The following is a 19,134-nucleotide window of genomic DNA, read 5'->3' on the forward strand; positions in this document are numbered from 1 at the left end:
CCCTCAGACCTTGATGTTGGTCAATGAGCGCATCACGAACAGGTTCGCGGTCAGCATGATGCCCACGACGAATGTGGCGGGAATGAACCAGGGGTGATCCTTGACCCCGTCATAGTAGTTCGGGTCGTTGACCAGCGCGACGGCCAGGCAGATCAGCGGGAAGGCGGACAGGAACTTGCCCGACCACTGCGCCTCGGCGGTGATTGCCTTGACCCGGCGGAACAGGCGGAACCGGGCGCGGATCACCGCCGCCAGGCCGGCCAGAACCTCGGCCAGGTTGCCGCCAGACTGCTGCTGGATGGTCACGGCGACGGACAGGAAGCGCAGATCCTGGTGGTCCAGCCGTTCGGCCATCTCCTTGAGCGCCTCGCCCACGTCCCGGCCATAGGCCGCCTCGTCGGCGATGATGCCGAACTCGGTGGCGATCGGATCCTCGGTCTCCTTGGCGACGATCTGGATCGACGACACGAACGGATGGCCCACGCGGAGCGAGCGCACCATCAGTTCCACAGCGTCGGGCAGCTGTTCCTCGAACATCGACATGCGCTTCTTGGCCTTCTTGTTGACCCAGAAATACACCGCGCCGACACCGATGCCGATCGAGATGGCGATGCGTACCGGCACCTCCGTCTCGGTGCCGATGCTGAGGCCGACAAAGGCCACGCCGGCCAGCGCCGCCATGATCATGATCAGCTGCCGCGGAGTGAAGGCGATGGCCGCCTTCTGCGCCTTTTCCGCCAGAAGCGAATAAAGCGGGATCGACCGCGACTTCATGTGCTGCTGCATTTCCTTGCGCAGCTGTTCCAGCACCTGTTCGCGGCCGGTGCCCTTGTCCAGCATGTCGAGCCGGCGGTTGACCCGGCTGTTGAGGCTGATCGACTTGCCGAAGGCGACCAGATAGATCCCCTCGACCAGCACGAGCACGCCGACGAAGATCAGGCCATAGATGATCGGTTCTGCACTGAGTTGCATGACGTGCCCTACATGGTTGTGGGTTCATAGACCGATGCGGGCAGATCGTAGCCCCACATCCGGAACCGTTCGGAATAATGGCTGCGCACGCCGGTCGCCGTGAAATGACCGATGATCTTGTTGTCGGGGGTCAGGCCGACGCGCTGATAGCGAAAGATTTCCTGCATCGAGATCACGTCGCCTTCCATCCCGGTGATCTCGGTGATCGAGGTCATCCGGCGCGAGCCGTCCTGCAGGCGGCTGGCCTGCACGATGAGGTTCACGGCCGACGAGATCTGGCTTCGCACCGCCTTGATCGGCATCTCGATGCCGGCCATGGCGATCATGTTCTCCAGGCGGCTGATGCCGTCACGGGCACTGTTGGCGTGGATCGTGGTCATCGAACCGTCATGGCCGGTGTTCATGGCCTGCAGCATGTCGATGACCTCCTCGCCGCGCGTCTCGCCGACGATGATGCGGTCGGGCCGCATCCGCAGCGCGTTCTTCAGACAGTCGCGCGGGGATACCTCGCCCTTGCCTTCCACGTTCGGCGGGCGGCTTTCCATCCGGCCCACATGGGTCTGCTGCAGCTGAAGTTCGGCCGTGTCCTCGATTGTCAGGATCCGTTCGGCATTGTCGATGAAGCTGGACAGGGCGTTCAGCGTCGTGGTCTTACCGGAACCCGTACCGCCCGACACGATGATGTTCAGGCGGGTTGCGACCGCGGCCTGAAGATAGGCGGCCATCTCTTCGGTGAAGGCCCCGAAATTCACCAGGTCGTCGATGCCCAGCTTGTCCTTCTTGAATTTCCGGATCGACACCAGCGAGCCGTCCACCGCGATCGGCGGCACCATCGCGTTGAAACGCGAACCATCGGCCAGGCGGGCGTCGACATAGGGGTTCGATTCGTCGACCCGGCGGCCCACCGCGGACACGATCTTGTCGATGATGCGCAGAAGGTGGCGCTCGTCCTTGAAGGTCACGTCGCTGAGTTCCAGCTTGCCCGACCGTTCGACGAAAACCTGCTGCGGCCCGTTTACGAGGATGTCGTTGACCGAGTCGTCCTGCAGCAATGTCTCCAGCGGACCCAGGCCCGTGACCTCGTCATAGAGCTCCTTGGTCAGCTGGGTGCGGTCCTCGCGATTGAGGACGATGCCCTTCTGTTCCAGGATCTCGCTGGCGATCTGGCTGATCTCGGCGCGCAGCTCTTTCTCGGCGGCGGTTTCCAGCGCGGCGAGGTTGAGGTTTTCGAGCAGTTCGCGGTGCAGCTGGATCTTGATGTCGCCCAGCCGCTCCTTGCGCTTGCGCTCACGATCCTGCGGCGCGGATTCCGCGGCCTTCTGCTGCGCCGGCTTGCGCAGGCTGGCCGGTTTTGCGACGGCCTGCGGATCGGGGCTGGCCGCGACCGCGGCCTTGTCGGTCACCTTGACCGGTTCGCCCTTGCCCTGCTTCTTGTAACGTGAAAACACCTGTCACCCCCCTCTGAATGGCTTAGGCCGCTTCCGCATCGCTCTGACCGAGCTCATGCAGCGATTGCGCCAGCTTGGCGATCTCCCGGCGCAACGGATTCTTCGGGGCCGAGGTGGCCAGCGGAAGGCCGTGATCGGCGCCCTGCGTGACCGCCTTGCCGCCATCGGGCAGTTGCAGGTCGATCGAGATCCCCAGCGACTCGCCCATCCGCTTGACCCGACTCTTGCCGCTCAGGTCGGTGAATTTGGGGGCCCGGTTCAGCGCGAAACGCAGCTTGTTGAAAGGCAACTCCTCGGATTGCAGCGCGCGCTTCATCCGCAGCGCGTTCTGGGCCGAGCGCATGTCCAGCTCGATCAGCGCGAAATACACATGCGCGGCCTGCAGGACGGTCTCGGACCACTGCACCAGGGTATTGGGCATGTCGACGACCACATAGTCGAAATGCGCCCGCGCCATCTCGATCACGCGCTTGACGTCTTCGGGGCTCACGATGTCCAGCGGCACCATGTCCGGCGGCGCGGTCAGAACCTGAAGCTTGTCCTCGAAGCTCAGAAGGGCCTGGCCGAACACCTCTTCGTCCATGCTGTCGGTATCGGTCAGCATCTCGAAGACGGCCTCGCGCCGAGGCAAGTCCAGGAAGGTCGAGATCGAGCCGTATTGCAGGTCGAGATCGATCAGGCAGACGCTGGGTGCGCTGTCCGCGGTCAGGCAGGCCAGTTCCCAGGCCAGGTTCACCGCCAGCGTGGTCGATCCGACGCCCCCGGCAAGCCCGTGGGTCACCAGCAGGGCGCCTTCGCGCTGCTCGCCCGATTTCAGGCTCGCGGTGTTGTGGCGGCTGGGCTCGGGTTCCTTCTCGGGCTCCTCCAGCCGGTCGATGGCGGATTGCAACTCGTGCTCGGGCAGGGGGTAGGGAACGAATTCGTCCGCACCCTTGCGCAGCAGTTGGTGCAGCGAGGCCGGTGTCACGTCCTCGGCGATCAGGATCACCTTGATCCCGCGCGCCTTGGCCTGGGTGATGATCTCGCCCATCAGGACAAGGTTGTCCTCGTCGCTGCCATCCAGCGCCAGGGCGATGAAGGTCAGGGACTCGGCCTCGGGCTGGCCGAAGAAGGCCAGCGCCTCGGCAAAACCCAGGTCGCCCCAGTTCTCGCCCATCGCGGCTTCCATGTCCTCGATGAGAAGGTCGAAGTTCTGCACGTCACGGCTGACGGTGCAGGCAAGGATCGGTGTTGTTTCGCTTTGCGGCGTATCGCTGCTCATTGCCTTCATCCTCTTTACGGAGGCGCGGAAGGACGGTTGAAACAGCGTTCTGCGTGTCCCGGCCTCCCGGTGCCTGCATGCGTCCCGGTTCAGGACGCACGTCACCTATTGGAGGCAATTTCACTGGCAAGTTGGGCGAGATTGGGGCCGAAAAGAACCAATTGTAGGGAATTGGGCGACGATGCCGCCCAACTCGCCTTATTGTTGTTCGAACCCGGTGGCGCGGGTGTCCACGCTCAGCGTCGAGGCCGGCTCGGCGCTGCGGATGTAGTCGCGATAGATGACCTCGGCATAGCGGCCATCCAGAAGCTGGCCGCGGCCGCCGGCAACGCCGGACACCTCGGTCACGGTACGGCGATTGCGCCGGTCGCGATTGCTGGTCTGGATCACCGGGCGGGTTTCGCCAAAGGAAACAAGCGCCTCCAGCCGCGAACGGCTGATGCCCTGGCTGGCCAGGTAGGCCACGACCGCCTGGGCGCGGCGCAGGCCGAGGCTCTTGTTGTAGGCGTTGGAGCCCACGAGATCGGTATGGCCGTAGACCCGGAAGCGAACCTCGGGGAACTGGCGGATCCAGTTGGCCTGTTCGGCCAGGATCTGCCGCGCCGAGGGGTCGAGCTGTGCGCTGTCGAAGGCGAAATTCACCTGATTGGGAACTTCGCGGGCAAAGCGCTCGCCCAATGCTTGCACAAACGACCTCTCGCCGTTCGACATCTGGATGTTGTTCAGCGTCGCGTTGCCGAAGGTACCCGAATCGACCGCCTGGCCGGCCTCATATCCACAGGCCGACAGACTTGCCGACAATCCCAGTGCCACGATCCATTTCTGCATCGGTCCAATCCTCCCGATCATTCCATCACGTAGCCGTAGGAGCCACTGAAATCCTGCTTGGCCACCTCGGCGGCGGCGCCGCCGCCGCGCGTGGTGCGCGTGGTGCGGCCGAACAGGAACAGGTCGCTTTCGCTGGGCGGCCGGACCCGATCGGTCGGCAGCGCCAGCGCTTCGCCGCGGGTGGGCGAGACCAGGTGCGCGGTCACGATGATGACCAGTTCGGTCTGGCTGCGCTGGTAGTCGGCGCTGCGGAACAGGGCGCCAAGGACCGGCACGTCACCCAGCCAGGGCAGTTGCTGGTTGTTGTCCAGGAACTCGTCCTCGATCAGCCCGGCGATGGCAAAGCTCTCGCCGTCGCGCAGCTCGACCGTGGTCGAGGTCTCGCGGCGCTGGAAGGCGGCGATCTCGAACCCGTTGACGATCACCGAGTTGTTGGGATCCAGGGACGAGACCGCGGCCAGCAACTCCAGGTTGATAAGGTCGCCATCCACGACGCGCGGGACGAATTTCATCTCGACACCGAAGGGCTTGTATTCGACCGAGAACAGGCCGTCGCGCTGTGCAACCGGGATCGGATATTCGCCGCCGGCGAGGAACGTGGCCTCCTGGCCCGAGAGGGCCGACAGGTTCGGTTCCGCCAGGGTGCGCACGACGCCCTTGCGCTCCAGCGCCTCGATCAGCAGGCGGATCTGGGTCGACCCGGCGCTGAAGCCGAACAGGAACGCGCCCGCGTTCTCATTGGTGCCGGGAATGTTTCCGTTGATGGCGTTGGTCAAATTCGGGTTGTTGTTCAGTGTGTTGAGGCCGCCAATGGCGTTCCCGCCGCTGAAGCCGAGCGAGGCCCCGAGCGCCTTGGACACCGAGCGCTGCATTTCCGCGAACCGGACCTTGAGCATCACCTGCTGCACGCCCGAGACACTCATCAGGTTCGACACCCGCTCGGGCGCATACCGTTCGGCAAGGTCCAGCGCCCGCTGCAGGCGCGAACTGCTGGAGACGGTGCCCGACAGCACGATGCCGTCATTGGCGGTGCGCACCTCGATCTTCTCGCTGGGCAGGATCTGCCGCAGCCGCTCCTTGAACTCGGTCACGTCCGCCGACACGCGCACGTTGACGTTGGTGATCAGCATCCCGGACGCGTCGAACAGCGTCAGCGAGGTCAGACCCGGCGACTTGCCCAGGACATAGATCGTGCGATCCGACAGCGACGAGATGTCGGCGATTCCCGCATTCGCGATACTGAGCTCGGCGAAGGGTTCCTCGCTTTCGACAACCACGGCGCGGTTCATCGGAACCTCGAGCATGGTTGCCGCGTCTTTCTTGAGCACGCGCAGGACCTCTTGGGCCTGCACCGCCGGTGCAAACGGGTTGCACACAATAGCCAACCCCAGCAGGGTGGCCTTGAACATTCCATGAATTCTCATGTGACCTGCCTCTCCGATCACGCCTCGTTGACGGGTCTTTTCTGCCCATTCTTGCGGGCACTCTGCGCCACTTCCGGATTTATTGCAAGAATCAACGGGTTCCGCTCGGGAACTTATGTGGACAACTGGCAACAACAAACAAGGAAGGGACCGCGCCAATGGCGCGGCCCCGGGTCGGTAAACCGCTGATACGGTTCAGTTTGTGCAGGGGATCGGGATCTCGACGACCTCGGCTCCGCGACGGGTCCGAACGGTGCAGACCTTCTCCTCGATGGCTTCGGGGGCGGCCTCGAGCTCGCCCAGGCCAAGCAGCGAACGCTGGTTCACCTCGATGGCCGAGGCGATCGTGTCGTCCTCGGCGCCGACCAGCGAAAGCGACAGCCGGCCGGTATTCTGGGCCTGCGCCAGCGCCGCGATCTGTTCGGGCCGGGCAGCAACGGTCACGGTCCGGGCGATGGTCGCGCGCTCGACATCGCCGCCGGCGGTCTGGTCGACCGCCACGAGATCGATATTGGCCTGGATCAGGCGCGTCACTTCACCCTGCGCGCCCTCGACGGCACCACGCAGCCCGCCGGTCCAGTAGACATCGACCCGGTCGCCGGGCCGCAGGAAGCCCGAGACGCCCGAGGCCACGTCGACCCGGATCGCGAAGGCGCGCATGCCGCGCTCCAGCCGCGAGGTCAGGCCGGCATCCTCGCCGATCTTGGTGATCTTCACGCCCAGGACGGCCTCGTCCTTCTCCATCGAGCGCAGGACATAGCGGTTGTCCTGCTCGTCCACCGGGAACAGCTCGTCGGCATTGGTAAAGGACCCCTCGGGGATCGCATCCACAGGCCATTTGACCGCGCGGACCGCATCCTTGTTCAGGCGTTCGCCATAACGCAGCGGGCGCGCCGCGACATAGACCTCCTGGATCGGGACGACATCCGCCCGGGCCGCGCGTTCGCGCGCCAATTCCTCCTGGTAGGCGCTGATGTAGTTGCGGGCCATCATCACGGCCCCACCGGCCAGAGCCACCCCCACGATCAAGACAAGACCGAATACCGCACGCATACCTGCACCTCTTTCTCTTACCCCAGTCGTTCCGGGTGCCGGGGGCCTTTGCCCCTCGGTTTACCCGATATAAACTTTTAGGTTACGATTGTGTCCAAATCAGGGAAGATCGACGACTTTGGGGCGGCAAACCTGAACAATTAGTTCCAGGTCGGCTGCGCCACCGGCCGCAGCTCGATGAACTCGCCAACGGTGTCGGACGCCTCCTCGGTCCCGTCGGAGACCAGCGGCAAAGCCGCGGCGACCAATCCGACAACCAGGGCCACGAGAACAACCCAATCAACTGTGATGGCGCCGCTTTCATTCGCGAAAAATCTTTTCAGAAAACATGTCATGGCAGCAATATCCCTTTCGGGTGGCGGCAAAAAAGTGGGGCCACGCCGGAAATCGGCGCAGCCCCTTTCGTCACATCAGGTCGATGGAGCCCGCTTAGTTGGTCGGGTCGCTGACCGAGATGCCGCCGATGCCGGTCGAGATGCTGCCGGCCAGGGTCGAAGTACCGCCCTTGATGCCGGTGTATGCAACGCCTGCCAGAGCAACCACGGCTGCGGTCAGCACGACCCAGTCAACCGTCACGGCACCGTCTTCGTCTGCGCGGAAGTTCTTGAAGAATTTGATCATGGTACGTCCCTCCTAAGGATCTCACTACGTTTCGCTTACCTCGCCGTCCGTCTGGGCCTGCTCTCTCTCATCGGCCCTGTCCGTCGCGGTATGGATGTATGTTTGCCTAAGGCCCGTGGCAGGAATTGGGCCAAATCGCGGATTCTCGCGCCAGATTTTAACTTTTCGCTCATATTTCCCATAGCGCATTGGTTTTTAACGAGAAAAATATGGATGGCCTCGACGGCCCGGAAACCAAGCGATGCAAAACGGTGTCAATTGGGGCGAAAACGCCTCAATTCACAGGGTTTTTCTGGAATTTTCGGCCCAGATCGGCGGAAAATGTACGCAAAGAAAACGCGAGGCGAGCAGATGAACCTCCGCACATCCCTGATTTGCGCGGCCTTGGCCGCTGCGATCGGGTTTCCGCTGGGCACAAGCCTGGCGGGGGCCGAGTCGACCGGTGCCGTGTTCAAGCGGGTGTCGGCCCCGAAACCGGGGGCGCGGCCGCGTGTGACCGTCCAGATCACCGCCGAGGAACACGCCGCCGCTCCCAAGGCGGGTTCGACCGGAATGCGGGACGAGGAACCCGATGTGATACCGGAGGCCGAGGTCCTTCCTGTCGCCGCCGCCCTGCCGGCCACGCCGGGCACCGCGTCCAAGGCGGCCTATGACTGGTTCTGGGACAAGGTCTCGCCCAGCCGCGCCGCATCGGGGCCAGGACGGCTCGACGAGGCGATGGCGGCGATTTCGGCGGGCGGGGTCGCGGCGCCGCGGCTTCAGGCGATGCAGAAGATCGCCGGCGAGCGCGGCGTGGACATCCTGCGCTCGACGGTCGGCACAAAGGTCTCGCCGGCGCTGGTGCTTGCCGTGATCGCGGTGGAATCCTCGGGGCGGCACGACGCGGTCAGCAGCGCCGGGGCGCAGGGCCTGATGCAGCTGATGCCGGCCACTGCCGACCGGTTCGGGGTCAAGGACTCTCTGTCTCCGGCCGAGAACATCGCCGGCGGTGTCAAGTACCTGGACTGGCTGATGGGCAAGTTCCAGAACGATCCGATCCTGGTGCTTGCCGGCTACAATTCCGGCGAAGGTTCGGTGCGCGACCATAACGGCGTGCCGCCCTTTGCCGAAACGCGGGACTATGTGCCCAAGGTGCTGGCCGCCTTCCAGGTCGCGCGCTCGCTCTGCGCGACACCACCGGTTCTGGTGACCGATGGCTGTGTCTTCCGGACGCTGAACTGAGAACGGCCCGCCGGGTCTGGCGGGCCGTCTCATGCGCGGATCGCGCGATCAGTTGACAATGGTCGCGTCGGTCGCGGCGCGGATCTCGTCCTCGGTCACGCCGTCGGCCAGCTCGACGATCTTCAGCCCGCCTTCGGCCACGTCCAGAACGCCCAGGTTTGTGATGATGCGATCCACCACACCGGTGCCGGTCAGCGGCAGCGTGCATTCCTTCAGCAGCTTGCTGTCGCCATGCTTGTTGGTGTGGTCCATGACCACGACCACCTTCTTGACGCCGGCCACCAGGTCCATCGCGCCGCCCATGCCCTTGACCAGCTTGCCGGGGATCATCCAATTCGCCAGGTCGCCGTTCTCGGCCACCTCCATCGCGCCCAGGATCGCCGCGGCGATCTTGCCGCCGCGGATCATGCCGAAGCTGGTCGCGCTGTCGAAATAGGACGTACGGTTGAGTTCGGTGATCGTCTGCTTGCCGGCGTTGATCAGGTCGGGATCCTCCTCGCCCTCATAGGGGAAGGGGCCCATGCCCAGCATCCCGTTCTCGGATTGCAGGGTGATGTCCTTGTCGCCCACGTAGTTGGCCACCAGCGTCGGAATGCCGATGCCGAGGTTCACATACATGCCGTCTTCAAGCTCTTCCGCCGCGCGTGCGGCCATCTGGTTGCGGTCCCAGCCCTTTGCGTCTCCGGCCATCATGCGTCCTCCCTCTTGCGCACGGTGCGCTGTTCGATCCGTTTCTCGTGGTCGCCCTGGATCAGGCGGTGCACGTAGATGCCGGGCAGGTGGATCAGGTCGGGATCCAGGCTGCCGCGCGGCACGATCTCCTCGACCTCGGCAACGCAGATCTTGCCGCACATGGCCGCGGCCGGGTTGAAGTTGCGCGCGGTCTTGCGGAACACCAGGTTGCCGGTGTCGTCGGCCTTCCAGGCCTTGACGATGCTGAGATCGGCAAAGATGCCCTCTTCGAGAATGTAGGTCTCGCCGCGGAACTCCTTGTGCTCCTTGCCCTCGGCGATCACCGTGCCAACCCCGGTCTTGGTATAGAAGCCCGGAATGCCCGCGCCGCCGGCGCGCATGCGCTCGGCCAGCGTACCCTGCGGGTTGAATTCCAGCTCCAGCTCACCGCTGAGATACTGGCGCATGAACTCGGCGTTCTCGCCGACATAGGACGACATCATCTTCTTGATCTGGCGCGTTTCCAGCAGTTTCCCCAGGCCGAACCCGTCGACGCCGGCATTGTTCGATGCGATCGTCAGATCCTTGACGCCGCTTTCGACCAGCGCGTCGATCAGCAGTTCGGGAATGCCGCACAGGCCGAACCCGCCGGCCGCGATCAGCATGCCGTCATGCAGCACCCCGTCCAGCGCCTCGGAGGCCGTGGCATAGACTTTCTTCATGGATCCCTCTCCCGATGACTTGGTGATGGCCCGGTTCTGCCGCCGCGCCGGAGCGAAGTCAATCAAGCGCGGAGGCATCGCGTATTTCTACGCAATGCACACAAGACCATCGCAGTGGGCTTGGGATCAGTCGCTCTTAGCGGTGGATTTCTTCTTGGGCGCCGCCTTTTTCTTGGGCGCAGCCTTCTTGCGGCCGCCCTTCTTGGCGGCCTTCTCGGCGACCAGTTCCAACGCCTGCTCCAGCGTGACGTCGGCGGGTTCGACGCCCTTGGGCAAGGTCGCGTTGATCTTCTCCCACTTCACGTAAGGCCCATAGCGCCCTTCCATCACGTTCACCGCGCCCCCGTCGGGATGCTCGCCCAGCTCCTTCAGCGGCTTCGCGGTGGCTCCTCGCCCGCCGCGGCTGGCCGCCTTTTGCGCCAGCACCTCGACGGCGCGGTTCATGCCGATCTCGAACACCTCGTCGACCTGCTTGAGGTTGGCGTAGAGCTTGCCGTGTTTCACGTAGGGCCCGTAGCGCCCGATCCCCGCCTCGATCATCTCGCCGTCATCGGGGTGCGGGCCAACCTCGCGCGGCAGGTTGAGCAGCATCAGCGCCTTGTCCAGGTCCATGTCGTCGGGCGACCAGGTGTTGGGCAGGCTGGCGCGCGGCGGTTTCTTGTTTTCTTCCGTGACCTCGCCGCGCTGGACATAGGGCCCGAACCGGCCGGTCTTGAGGCTGATCTCGTCGCCGTCATCCTCGCCCAGAACCCGGTCGCCACTGTCGTCGGGATCGCCCGAGAGCGGGCGGGTATAGCGGCACTCGGGGTAGTTGCCGCAGCCCACGAACCCGCCGGTGCGCGAGGTCTTGAGATGCAGCCGCCCCTCGCCGCATTTCGGGCAGATGCGCGGGTCGGACCCGTCTTCGCGCGGGGGGTAGAGCTGCGGCGCCAGCGCGGCGTCCAGCTTGTCGAGAACCTCGGTGATGCGCAGCTCTGAGGTCTCGGAAATGGCGGCAGAGAAATCGCGCCAAAAGCGGCTCAGCAGATCCTTGTAGTCGCGCCCGCCGGCGCTCACGTCATCCAGCTCTTCCTCCAGGTTGGCTGTGAACTCGTAGCCCACGTAGCGGCGGAAGAAGTTCAGCAGGAAGATGGTGACGATCCGGCCCTTCTCCTCGGGGATCAGGCGGTTCTTGTCCTTGCGCACATAACCGCGGTCCTGGATCGTGGTGACGATGCTTGCATAGGTCGAGGGGCGGCCGATGCCCAGCTCCTCCATCCGCTTGACCAGCGTCGCCTCGGTATAGCGCGGCGGCGGCTGGGTGTGGTGCTGCAGGGCCAGAACCGCCTCGTTGTCGGACAGGACCGCGCCGCTGTCGTTCGACCGCGCCTTGTCGGCCTGATCCTTGAGCGAGGTCCCGGCAAAGACCGCCGGATCGCCCTGCATGATCTGCGGCAGGCGCTTGTCGTCCTCGTCCACCACATCGTCGCGGCCTTCCTCATAGACGCGCAGGAACCCGTCGAACAGCACCACCTGGCCGGTGGCGCGCAGCCCGACCTGACCGTCGTCGCTGCCGATCTCGACCGTGGTGCGCTCCAGCCGCGCGGCGGCCATCTGGCAGGCGATGGTGCGTTTCCAGATCAGGTCATAGAGCTTGCGCTGATCCTCTTCGGTGAGCTTCAGCGACTTGGCGTCGCGCGCCATGTCGGTGGGGCGGATGCACTCATGCGCCTCTTGCGCGTTCTTGGCCTTGTTCTTGTAGATGCGCGGGCCGTCGGGGACGTATTCGGCGCCATAGCGGTCCTTGATCGCGTCGCGGGTCATCGTGACCGCCTCGGGCGCCATGTCGATGCCGTCGGTTCGCATATAGGTAATGTGACCCGCCTCATAAAGGCGCTGGGCGGTGCTCATGGTCTGGCGCGCGCCCATGCCGAACTTGCGGCTGGCCTCCTGCTGCAGGGTCGAGGTCATGAAGGGTGCGGAGGGATTGCGCGCCGCCGGCTTGGCCTCGACCGAGGTGACCTTGAGCGCGCGGCTGGTGATCGCCTGCACCGCCAGTTCGGCCTGGGTGGCATTCGAGATGTCGTGCTTGTCCAGCTTGTTGCCGGCCAGCGTGACCAGCCGCGCCTCATAGGTCTGGCCGCGCGGGGTTTCGAACACCGCCTTGACCGACCAGTATTCGACCGGCCTGAACGCCTCGATCTCCATCTCGCGCTCGACGATCAGCCGCAGGCAGACCGACTGCACCCGGCCCGCCGACTTGGCGCCGGGCAGCTTGCGCCACAGCACCGGGCTGAGGTTGAAGCCCACCAGGTAGTCGAGCGCCCGCCGCGCCAGATAGGCCTCGACCAGCGGCAGGTCGACCTCGCGCGGGTTCTGCATCGCCTGGCTCACCGCGTCCTTGGTGATGGCGTTGAAGGTCACCCGCTTGACGTCGGTGTCCTTCTTGATCGAGCGGCGCTTGGTCAGCGCCTCCTGCAGGTGCCAGCTGATCGCCTCGCCCTCGCGGTCGGGGTCGGTGGCGAGGATCAGGGCATTGTCCTCGGCCAGCGCATCGGCGATCGCCTTGACGTGTTTGCGGCTGTCGGGGCTGACCTCCCAAGTCATCGCGAATTCGTCGTCGGGGTCGACGGAACCGTCCTTGGGCGGCAGGTCGCGTACATGCCCGTAAGACGCCAGAACCGTGTAGTCGGGGCCGAGATACTTGTTGATCGTTTTTGCCTTGGCCGGGGATTCTACAACTACTACAGGCATTTAGGTGAAAACCTCACATGGCGGAACGGGCTCTTTCTATGGCCGGGCACCATGTGGGGTGCAAGGGGCGATTGTCAATCCGCGCGAATTCGGCGCGGTATTCGACCCATCGCGTGTGGCCGATTGGGGCGGTCGTGTCCGCATTTTGGTCGGAGACCGACCTGCGATCTGCGGTGGTGCAGGTGGCCGCGCGGCCTATCCCGCGCGGGACAGCAATCCACCGGCCTGCCGGTTGATCTTGCCGTCAAGCTCCAGGTCGACCAGAACCGGCCCGACCTCGCCCGGCGTGGCGGCCAGGTCGCGGATCAGTTGATCCTCGGCCAGCGGTGAGGGGCCCAGCCGGTCGAGCACCTTCTGGTGGAGCGCCGCGCTCTCGCGCAGGCTGCGCCGTTGCGGCGGAGGCGGCGGCAGGTCGGCCAGCAGATCTGCGGGCGGCTTCTGCACGGTCGCTTCGCCTTGCGGCGGCAGTGCGGCAATCACATCCGCGGCGTTGCGCACCAGATGTGCGCCATCGCGGATCAGCATGTTGCAGCCCGCTGCGCGCGCATCGAAGGGGTGGCCGGGAACCGCCAGAACCTCGCGCCCCTGGTCCAGCGCGTCGCGCGCGGTGATGAGGCTGCCGGATTTCGCCGCCGCCTCGACCACCACCACCGCCTGCGCCAGGCCCGAGATGATCCGGTTGCGGCGCGGGAAATGCCTTGCCTGCGGGGTCATGCGCGGCGGCTGCTCCGACAGGCGCAGGCCGCGCGCGGCGATATCGCCCGCCAGATGCGTGTTCTCGGCCGGGTAGATCACGTCGACACCGCCCGCCATCACCGCGATGGTGCCGGTCTCGAGCGTTGCCAGATGCGCGGCCGTGTCGATGCCGCGCGCCAGTCCGGAGACCACGACGTAGCCCTGCTTGCCCAGATCATGCGCCAGGGCGCGGGCCATGCGGGTGCCCAGCGACGAGCAGTTGCGCGCGCCCACCAGCGCGATCACTGGCCGGTTCAGCAGCGCCACGTCGCCCAGCGCCCACAGTACCGGCGGGGCATCGGCCAGGTCGATCAACTGGCGCGGATAATCGGGGTCGCCCAGGCACAGAAGACGCGCGTTGGCCGCGCGGGCCGCGTTCAGTTCGGCCTCGACCACAGCGGGCGGGCAGGGCTGGTAGTCTTCGACGCCGGCGGCGCGGGCCACCTCGGGCAGGGCGGCCAAAGCGGATTGCGCGTTGCCATGTTCGGCCAGCAGGCGCCGGAAGGTCGCCGGGCCGACCCGGCGCGAGCGCAAAAGGCGGAGCCACGAAAACCGGTCGTCTTCCGTGGTGGGGGGGGGGGGGGGGTGATAGGAAGATGTGTCGTCCTCGGTCATCCGTCGCTCCGCCTGTTTGCAGGAACAGGTCTAGCGCCCGGCGGGTTAACGCCGCGTGAATCGCCAAAAATTCGTCTCGGATTCTCGCGAATGGATGGCCGATGCCAGGAAAACAGGGGTAATTACACGATCCCGGCGCAGTGCTCGTTGCGCTCCCCCGCGCCGGGAGCCGCGAATCGCCGGTCCGCCCGAGGCGAAAACCCGCGGATCAGTAATGCGGCGGCCGTTCGTCGCCCAGGATCACCCCGCCCGAGGCGTCCTGATCACGCTGCGCCTCGCGCAGCACCAGCATCTCGACCCTGCGCCCCAGCCGGTCGATCTCGGCCTGCTGCCGGGCCACAACCTCGCTCAGGTCGTCCACCACGCGGGTAAGGTGCGCGATCCGCTCTTCCAGCTGCTGCATGTCCGGCCCTCCTGTCGGTTGCGCCCTGTCTATCGCCGCGCGCCCGGGCTGGCCAGCCCCGCACCCGCGCCGCCTTGCCCCGGCGCGGGGCTTGGGCTAGACCGCGCCGCGAGGACAACGCCGCCCGAGGACACCGATGGCCAAGCCCAGGAAACAGCCCCGCCCCAAGGCGCAGACGCCGAAGGGGTTCCGCGACTATTTCGGCGCCGAGGTGACTCAGCGCGCCGAGATGCTGCACCGGATCCAGGGCGTCTATCACCGCTACGGGTTCGACGTGCTGGAAAGCAGCGCGGTCGAGACGGTCGAGGCGCTGGGCAAGTTCCTGCCCGACGTGGACCGCCCCAACGAGGGCGTGTTCGCCTGGCAGGAGGCCGATGAGGATGGCAAGGGCGACTGGCTGGCGCTGCGCTATGACCTGACCGCCCCGCTGGCCCGGGTCTATGCCCAGCACCGCAACGACTTGCCCACGCCCTATCGCCGCTATGCGATGGGACCGGTCTGGCGCAACGAGAAGCCGGGGCCTGGGCGGTTCCGGCAGTTCTATCAGTGCGATGCGGACACGGTTGGCTCGGCCTCGATGGCCGCCGATGCCGAGATCTGCGCCATGCTGGCCGACACGCTAGAGGCGGTGGGCATCGCGCGCGCCGACTACCTGATCCGGGTGAACAACCGGAAGGTTTTGAACGGCGTGCTGGAGGTTGTAGGCTTGCAAGATGCCGAAAAGCAGGCTGCCGTCCTGCGCACCATCGACAAGTTCGACAAGGTCGGCGAGACGGGTGTGCGCCAATTGCTGGGCCAAGGGCGGCTCGATGCCTCGGGGGCCTATATCGGCGGGGTGGGACTGAGCGACGAGCAAATCGACACCGTTGTTGCATTCTTAAACTCCAATGCAATCGTTGAAGATGAACTCAAGAATGGTCCCCCAAAATCTGATGACCGGATCCCCGGCGGAATGGGCACTAGGCTTTCTGATCCACATGAGAAAAGCGAACATGCAGGGCGGGTTTGGAACTGGGGTGTGCTTGATCACCTGATGCGACTTGTCGGCAAAACCGAAATTGGTTTCCAAGGCCTCCAGGAACTCGGAGAGATTTCCGACCTTCTTGCCGCCCAGGGCTATGGCCCCGACCGGATTGTCATCGACCCCTCCGTCGTCCGTGGCCTCGGCTACTACACTGGCCCGGTCTATGAGGCCGAGCTGACATTCGAGATCCTCGACGAGAAGGGCCGCAAGCGGCAATTCGGCAGCGTTGCAGGCGGCGGGCGCTATGACGATCTGGTCAAGCGCTTCACCGGGCAGGAAGTGCCGGCAACCGGCATTTCCATCGGTGTCGACCGCCTGCTGGCCGCGCTGCGCGAGAAGGGGCGGATCGAGAGCGCCGCTCGCGGGCCCGTCGTGGTCACGGTGATGGATCGCGACCGCATGGCCGACTATCAGGCGATGGTGGCCGAACTGCGCAATGCCGGCATCCGCGCCGAGGTCTACCTGGGCAATCCGAAGAATTTCGGCAACCAGCTCAGATACGCCGACCGGCGCGGATCGCCTGTCGCCATCATCGAAGGCGGCGACGAAAAGGCCGCCGGGATCGTGCAGGTCAAGGACCTGATCCTGGGCGCGCAGATCGCAGAAAGCGCCACGCTGGAGGAATGGAAGGAACGCCCCAGCCAGTTCGAGCTGCCGCGCGCCGAGCTGGTGACCGGCGTACGCGAGATCCTGGGCAGCCACGGGCTGCTGGACGCCGACGGCCGCTACGCCTGATGCCGGCGCGTGCCGACATCCTGGCCCGCGCCGCCGACCTGCGCGGTGGGTTCGAGGCGCTGGGCGCGCAGCCGGTGGAAACGCCGGTGCTGCAGCCTGCGGACACCTTGCTGGATCTTTATGGCGAGGACATCCGGGGGCGGGCCTATGTCACCTCGGATGCGCTTCGGGGCGAGCAGATGCTGCGCCCGGACTTTACCGTTCCAGTGGTGCAGATGCACATGGCCCACGGGGCCGAACCCGCGCGCTATACCTATGCCGGCGAGGTGTTCCGGCGGCAGGAGCAGGATCCGGACCGGGCCAATGAATATGTGCAGGTCGGCTATGAGGTGTTCGACCGCACCGATCCGGCGGCGGCGGATGCCGAGGTGTTCGCCCTGATCGCCGATGCGCTGTCGGGGCTGGGCCTGCGCGCCGCGACCGGGGATATCGGCATCCTGCTGGCCGCGGTGCAGGGGTTGCAGACGGCGGAGCCGCGCAAGGCGGCGCTGATGCGCCATATCTGGCGGCCGCGCCGGTTCCGCGCCCTGTTGGAACGCTACTCGGGGCGTGCACCGGTGCCGCCGGCCCGCGCCGCGCTGCTGGCACGCGAGACGCCCGAGGCACCGGATGTGCCCCAGATCGGCAAGCGCGGCGCCGATGAGGTGGCCGCGCGCATCGCGGCACTGCGTGCCGACGCGGCCGCGCCGCCGATCTCCGAGGGTGACATGGCGGCGCTGGAGACATTGCTGTCGGTGCGCGAGACGATGCCCTTCGCGTTGGAGCGCCTGCGCGACGTGGCGGTGGACCTGCCGCAGATCACCCCGGCGCTCGACCGGCTCGAGGCCCGGATCGAGGCGCTGGGCGAACGGGGCGTCGATGTGGACGGGCTGGATTTCGAGGCATCCTATGGCCGCACCTCGATGGAGTATTACGACGGGTTCGTGTTCGGCTTCTACGCTGAATCCCGCCCGGACCTGCCGCCCATCGCCACCGGCGGGCGCTATGACGCGCTGACCCGGCAGCTGGGCGCGGGGGCCGAGATCCCGGCGGTAGGCGGTGTGCTGCGCCCCGACCTGATGCTCGAGCTGGAGGCGCGCGGCGGATGACCCTGAAACTCGGCGTGCCGTCCAAGGGGCGGCTGATGGAAAAGACGTTCCAGTGGTTCGCGCGGCGCGGCGTCACGCTCAGCCGGGCCGGGTCGGAGCGCGAATATGCCGGCCAGGTCGAGGGCATCGACGGGCTGGCGCTGGTGCTGCTGTCGGCGGGCGAGATCCCGCGCGAACTGGCCGCCGGGCGCATCCATCTGGGCGTGACAGGCACCGACCTGGTGCATGAAAAGCTGCCGCGGTGGGAACAGCAGGTCGAGGAGATCGCGCCGCTGGGTTTTGGCCAGGCCGACCTGATCGTGGCGGTGCCGGCCTGCTGGAGCGATGTCGACACGCTGGACGACCTGGATGCCGCGGCCGCGGCCTTTCGCGCGCGTCACGGCCACCGGCTGCGCATCGCCACCAAGTATCACCGGCTGGTGCGTGACTACATGACCGCCCATGGCGTGGCCGATTATACGCTGGTCGACAGCCAGGGTGCGACCGAGGGCACGGTGGCCAACGAGACCGCCGAGGCGATTGCCGACATCACCTCGACGGGTGAGACGCTGCGCGCAAATCACCTCAAGGTGCTGTCGGACGGACCGGTGCTGCGCAGCCAGGCGACGCTGTGGCGCAGCCGGGTGGCGCCCTGCGAAGGTTCGGATCGCGGCGTGTTGCGGGCGCTGCTCGACCGGATCGGCTGACCTCGCGGGGCTTGGCGGGTCGCCGGGTTTCGGTGCAGACTGCACGGATGGACGAGGCCCAGGATACCTCAACCCAGACCGGGAGTGCCGCCGCATCGGCCAAGCCTTCGCGGGTTGCGCGACTGCGCGCGCTCTACGAAGGGTCGACGCCGCGGGCGCACAGGTTCCGCTATGGTCTGCTGGTCTTCGACATCGTGACGATCCTCTTCGTGGTCGGATCCTCGTTCATTCCGCACACCACGGCAATCACCGTGGTGGACACGATCTTCGGCGTTCTGATCCTTACCGATTTCCTGATCCGGCTGCGCCTCGATCACGACCGCATGGCGTTCTTCATGCGGCCGGCGACATGGGCCGACCTGATCTCGATGGTGTCGTTCCTGGCGCCCATTGCCGGTGAGGGGCTGGCCTTCCTGCGCATCCTGCGCACGCTGCGGCTCTTGCACACCTACCAGATGCTGGCGCGGCTGCGGCAGGATTTCCCGTATTTCCGGCGCAACGAAGAGATCATCTTTGCCGCGATCAACCTGTCGGTGTTCCTGTTCATCATGACCGGCTTGATCTATGCGCTGCAGAACGAGGCCAATGAGCAGATCGGAAATTATGCAGATGCGCTGTATTTCACGGTCACAACGCTGACCACCACCGGGTTCGGAGACATCACCCTGCAAGGCACCTCGGGGCGGCTCTTGTCGGTGGGGGTGATGATCGTCGGCGTGACCCTGTTCCTTCGGCTGGCGCAGGTGCTGTTCCGCCCTTCGAAGGTGCGCAAGGAATGCCCCCATTGCGGCCTGCTGGTGCATGACGCCGACGCCGTGCACTGCAAGCATTGCGGCGAGACCATTCACATCAGCACCGAGGGCCGGTTCTGAGGCGTCACCGCTCGGGGCCGG

At 65.6% G+C, this 19,134-nt stretch carries 18 protein-coding genes; 5 read left to right on the forward strand and 13 right to left on the reverse strand.

Annotated elements, in window-relative coordinates:
- Positions 1 to 3: 3 nt before the first annotated feature.
- The 8 genes from BMX57_RS11345 to BMX57_RS11380 all read right to left on the reverse strand — a co-directional run bounded on the left by BMX57_RS11345 (position 4) and on the right by BMX57_RS11380 (position 7,607).
- The gene (locus BMX57_RS11345; protein ID WP_092366755.1) at positions 4 to 972 is read right to left on the reverse strand and encodes a type II secretion system F family protein; all 969 of its coding nucleotides are present in this window, start codon (positions 970 to 972) and stop codon (positions 4 to 6) included.
- Between the two features lie 8 nt (positions 973 to 980).
- Positions 981 to 2,420: a TadA family conjugal transfer-associated ATPase gene (locus BMX57_RS11350; protein WP_092366757.1), complete on the reverse strand. Its 1,440-nt coding sequence runs from the start codon at positions 2,418 to 2,420 to the stop codon at positions 981 to 983.
- A gap of 22 nt (positions 2,421 to 2,442) precedes the next feature.
- Positions 2,443 to 3,681, reverse strand: a complete 1,239-nt coding sequence (locus BMX57_RS11355) for a CpaE/TadZ family protein (protein ID WP_092366760.1) — start codon at positions 3,679 to 3,681, stop codon at positions 2,443 to 2,445.
- 198 nt (positions 3,682 to 3,879) lie between these two features.
- The gene (locus BMX57_RS11360; RefSeq protein WP_092366763.1) at positions 3,880 to 4,509 is read right to left on the reverse strand and encodes an OmpA family protein; all 630 of its coding nucleotides are present in this window, start codon (positions 4,507 to 4,509) and stop codon (positions 3,880 to 3,882) included.
- 17 nt (positions 4,510 to 4,526) lie between these two features.
- Complete coding sequence (locus BMX57_RS11365) at positions 4,527 to 5,933, reverse strand: type II and III secretion system protein family protein (protein WP_092366766.1); 1,407 nt, start codon at positions 5,931 to 5,933, stop codon at positions 4,527 to 4,529.
- Positions 5,934 to 6,128: 195 nt separating this feature from the next.
- Positions 6,129 to 6,986: a Flp pilus assembly protein CpaB gene (gene cpaB / locus BMX57_RS11370; protein ID WP_092366769.1), complete on the reverse strand. Its 858-nt coding sequence runs from the start codon at positions 6,984 to 6,986 to the stop codon at positions 6,129 to 6,131.
- A 140-nt stretch (positions 6,987 to 7,126) separates the two neighbouring features.
- Positions 7,127 to 7,252, reverse strand: a complete 126-nt coding sequence (locus BMX57_RS21020) for a hypothetical protein (RefSeq protein WP_268236021.1) — start codon at positions 7,250 to 7,252, stop codon at positions 7,127 to 7,129.
- A gap of 163 nt (positions 7,253 to 7,415) precedes the next feature.
- Entirely contained in the window at positions 7,416 to 7,607 is a 192-nt protein-coding gene (locus BMX57_RS11380; protein WP_092366774.1) for a Flp family type IVb pilin, read from the reverse strand.
- A gap of 351 nt (positions 7,608 to 7,958) precedes the next feature.
- Here BMX57_RS11380 and BMX57_RS11385 point away from each other — a divergent pair, with 351 nt between their 5' ends.
- Positions 7,959 to 8,828, forward strand: coding sequence for a lytic transglycosylase domain-containing protein (locus BMX57_RS11385; RefSeq protein ID WP_092366777.1), 870 nt, complete (start codon positions 7,959 to 7,961; stop codon positions 8,826 to 8,828).
- A 48-nt stretch (positions 8,829 to 8,876) separates the two neighbouring features.
- On the opposite strand, the gene BMX57_RS11390 is transcribed toward BMX57_RS11385, so the two are convergent.
- From BMX57_RS11390 to BMX57_RS11410, 5 genes are all read right to left on the reverse strand, one after another.
- Positions 8,877 to 9,518, reverse strand: a complete 642-nt coding sequence (locus BMX57_RS11390) for a 3-oxoacid CoA-transferase subunit B (protein WP_092367204.1) — start codon at positions 9,516 to 9,518, stop codon at positions 8,877 to 8,879.
- The gene (locus BMX57_RS11395; protein ID WP_092366780.1) at positions 9,518 to 10,222 is read right to left on the reverse strand and encodes a CoA transferase subunit A; all 705 of its coding nucleotides are present in this window, start codon (positions 10,220 to 10,222) and stop codon (positions 9,518 to 9,520) included. Before BMX57_RS11395 ends, BMX57_RS11390 begins: the two co-directional genes overlap by 1 nt.
- Positions 10,223 to 10,348: 126 nt before the next feature.
- Entirely contained in the window at positions 10,349 to 12,955 is a 2,607-nt protein-coding gene (gene topA / locus BMX57_RS11400) for a type I DNA topoisomerase (RefSeq protein WP_092366783.1), read from the reverse strand.
- A gap of 195 nt (positions 12,956 to 13,150) precedes the next feature.
- Entirely contained in the window at positions 13,151 to 14,305 is a 1,155-nt protein-coding gene (gene dprA, locus BMX57_RS11405) for a DNA-processing protein DprA (protein ID WP_092366786.1), read from the reverse strand.
- A 208-nt stretch (positions 14,306 to 14,513) separates the two neighbouring features.
- On the reverse strand, positions 14,514 to 14,708 hold the full coding sequence (locus BMX57_RS11410) for a SlyX family protein (RefSeq protein WP_092366789.1): 195 nt from the start codon (positions 14,706 to 14,708) through the stop codon (positions 14,514 to 14,516).
- A gap of 136 nt (positions 14,709 to 14,844) precedes the next feature.
- Here BMX57_RS11410 and hisS point away from each other — a divergent pair, with 136 nt between their 5' ends.
- Genes hisS through BMX57_RS11430 form a run of 4 tightly spaced genes read left to right on the forward strand, consistent with a single transcriptional unit; the run spans position 14,845 to position 19,113 of the window.
- Positions 14,845 to 16,467 (forward strand): histidine--tRNA ligase, encoded by a 1,623-nt coding sequence (gene hisS, locus BMX57_RS11415; RefSeq protein ID WP_092366791.1) that lies wholly within the window; start codon positions 14,845 to 14,847, stop codon positions 16,465 to 16,467.
- Positions 16,467 to 17,555: an ATP phosphoribosyltransferase regulatory subunit gene (locus BMX57_RS11420; RefSeq protein WP_092366793.1), complete on the forward strand. Its 1,089-nt coding sequence runs from the start codon at positions 16,467 to 16,469 to the stop codon at positions 17,553 to 17,555. The genes hisS and BMX57_RS11420 overlap by 1 nt, the downstream gene beginning before the upstream one ends.
- On the forward strand, positions 17,552 to 18,241 hold the full coding sequence (gene hisG, locus BMX57_RS11425) for an ATP phosphoribosyltransferase (protein ID WP_092366795.1): 690 nt from the start codon (positions 17,552 to 17,554) through the stop codon (positions 18,239 to 18,241). Before BMX57_RS11420 ends, hisG begins: the two co-directional genes overlap by 4 nt.
- A gap of 47 nt (positions 18,242 to 18,288) precedes the next feature.
- Positions 18,289 to 19,113 (forward strand): zinc ribbon domain-containing protein, encoded by an 825-nt coding sequence (locus BMX57_RS11430; protein ID WP_177175446.1) that lies wholly within the window; start codon positions 18,289 to 18,291, stop codon positions 19,111 to 19,113.
- Positions 19,114 to 19,134 lie beyond the last annotated feature (21 nt).

Origin of the sequence: Cribrihabitans marinus (assembly GCF_900109035.1) — a bacterium.
In the GTDB taxonomy this organism is placed as follows: Bacteria; Pseudomonadota; Alphaproteobacteria; order Rhodobacterales; family Rhodobacteraceae; genus Cribrihabitans; species Cribrihabitans marinus.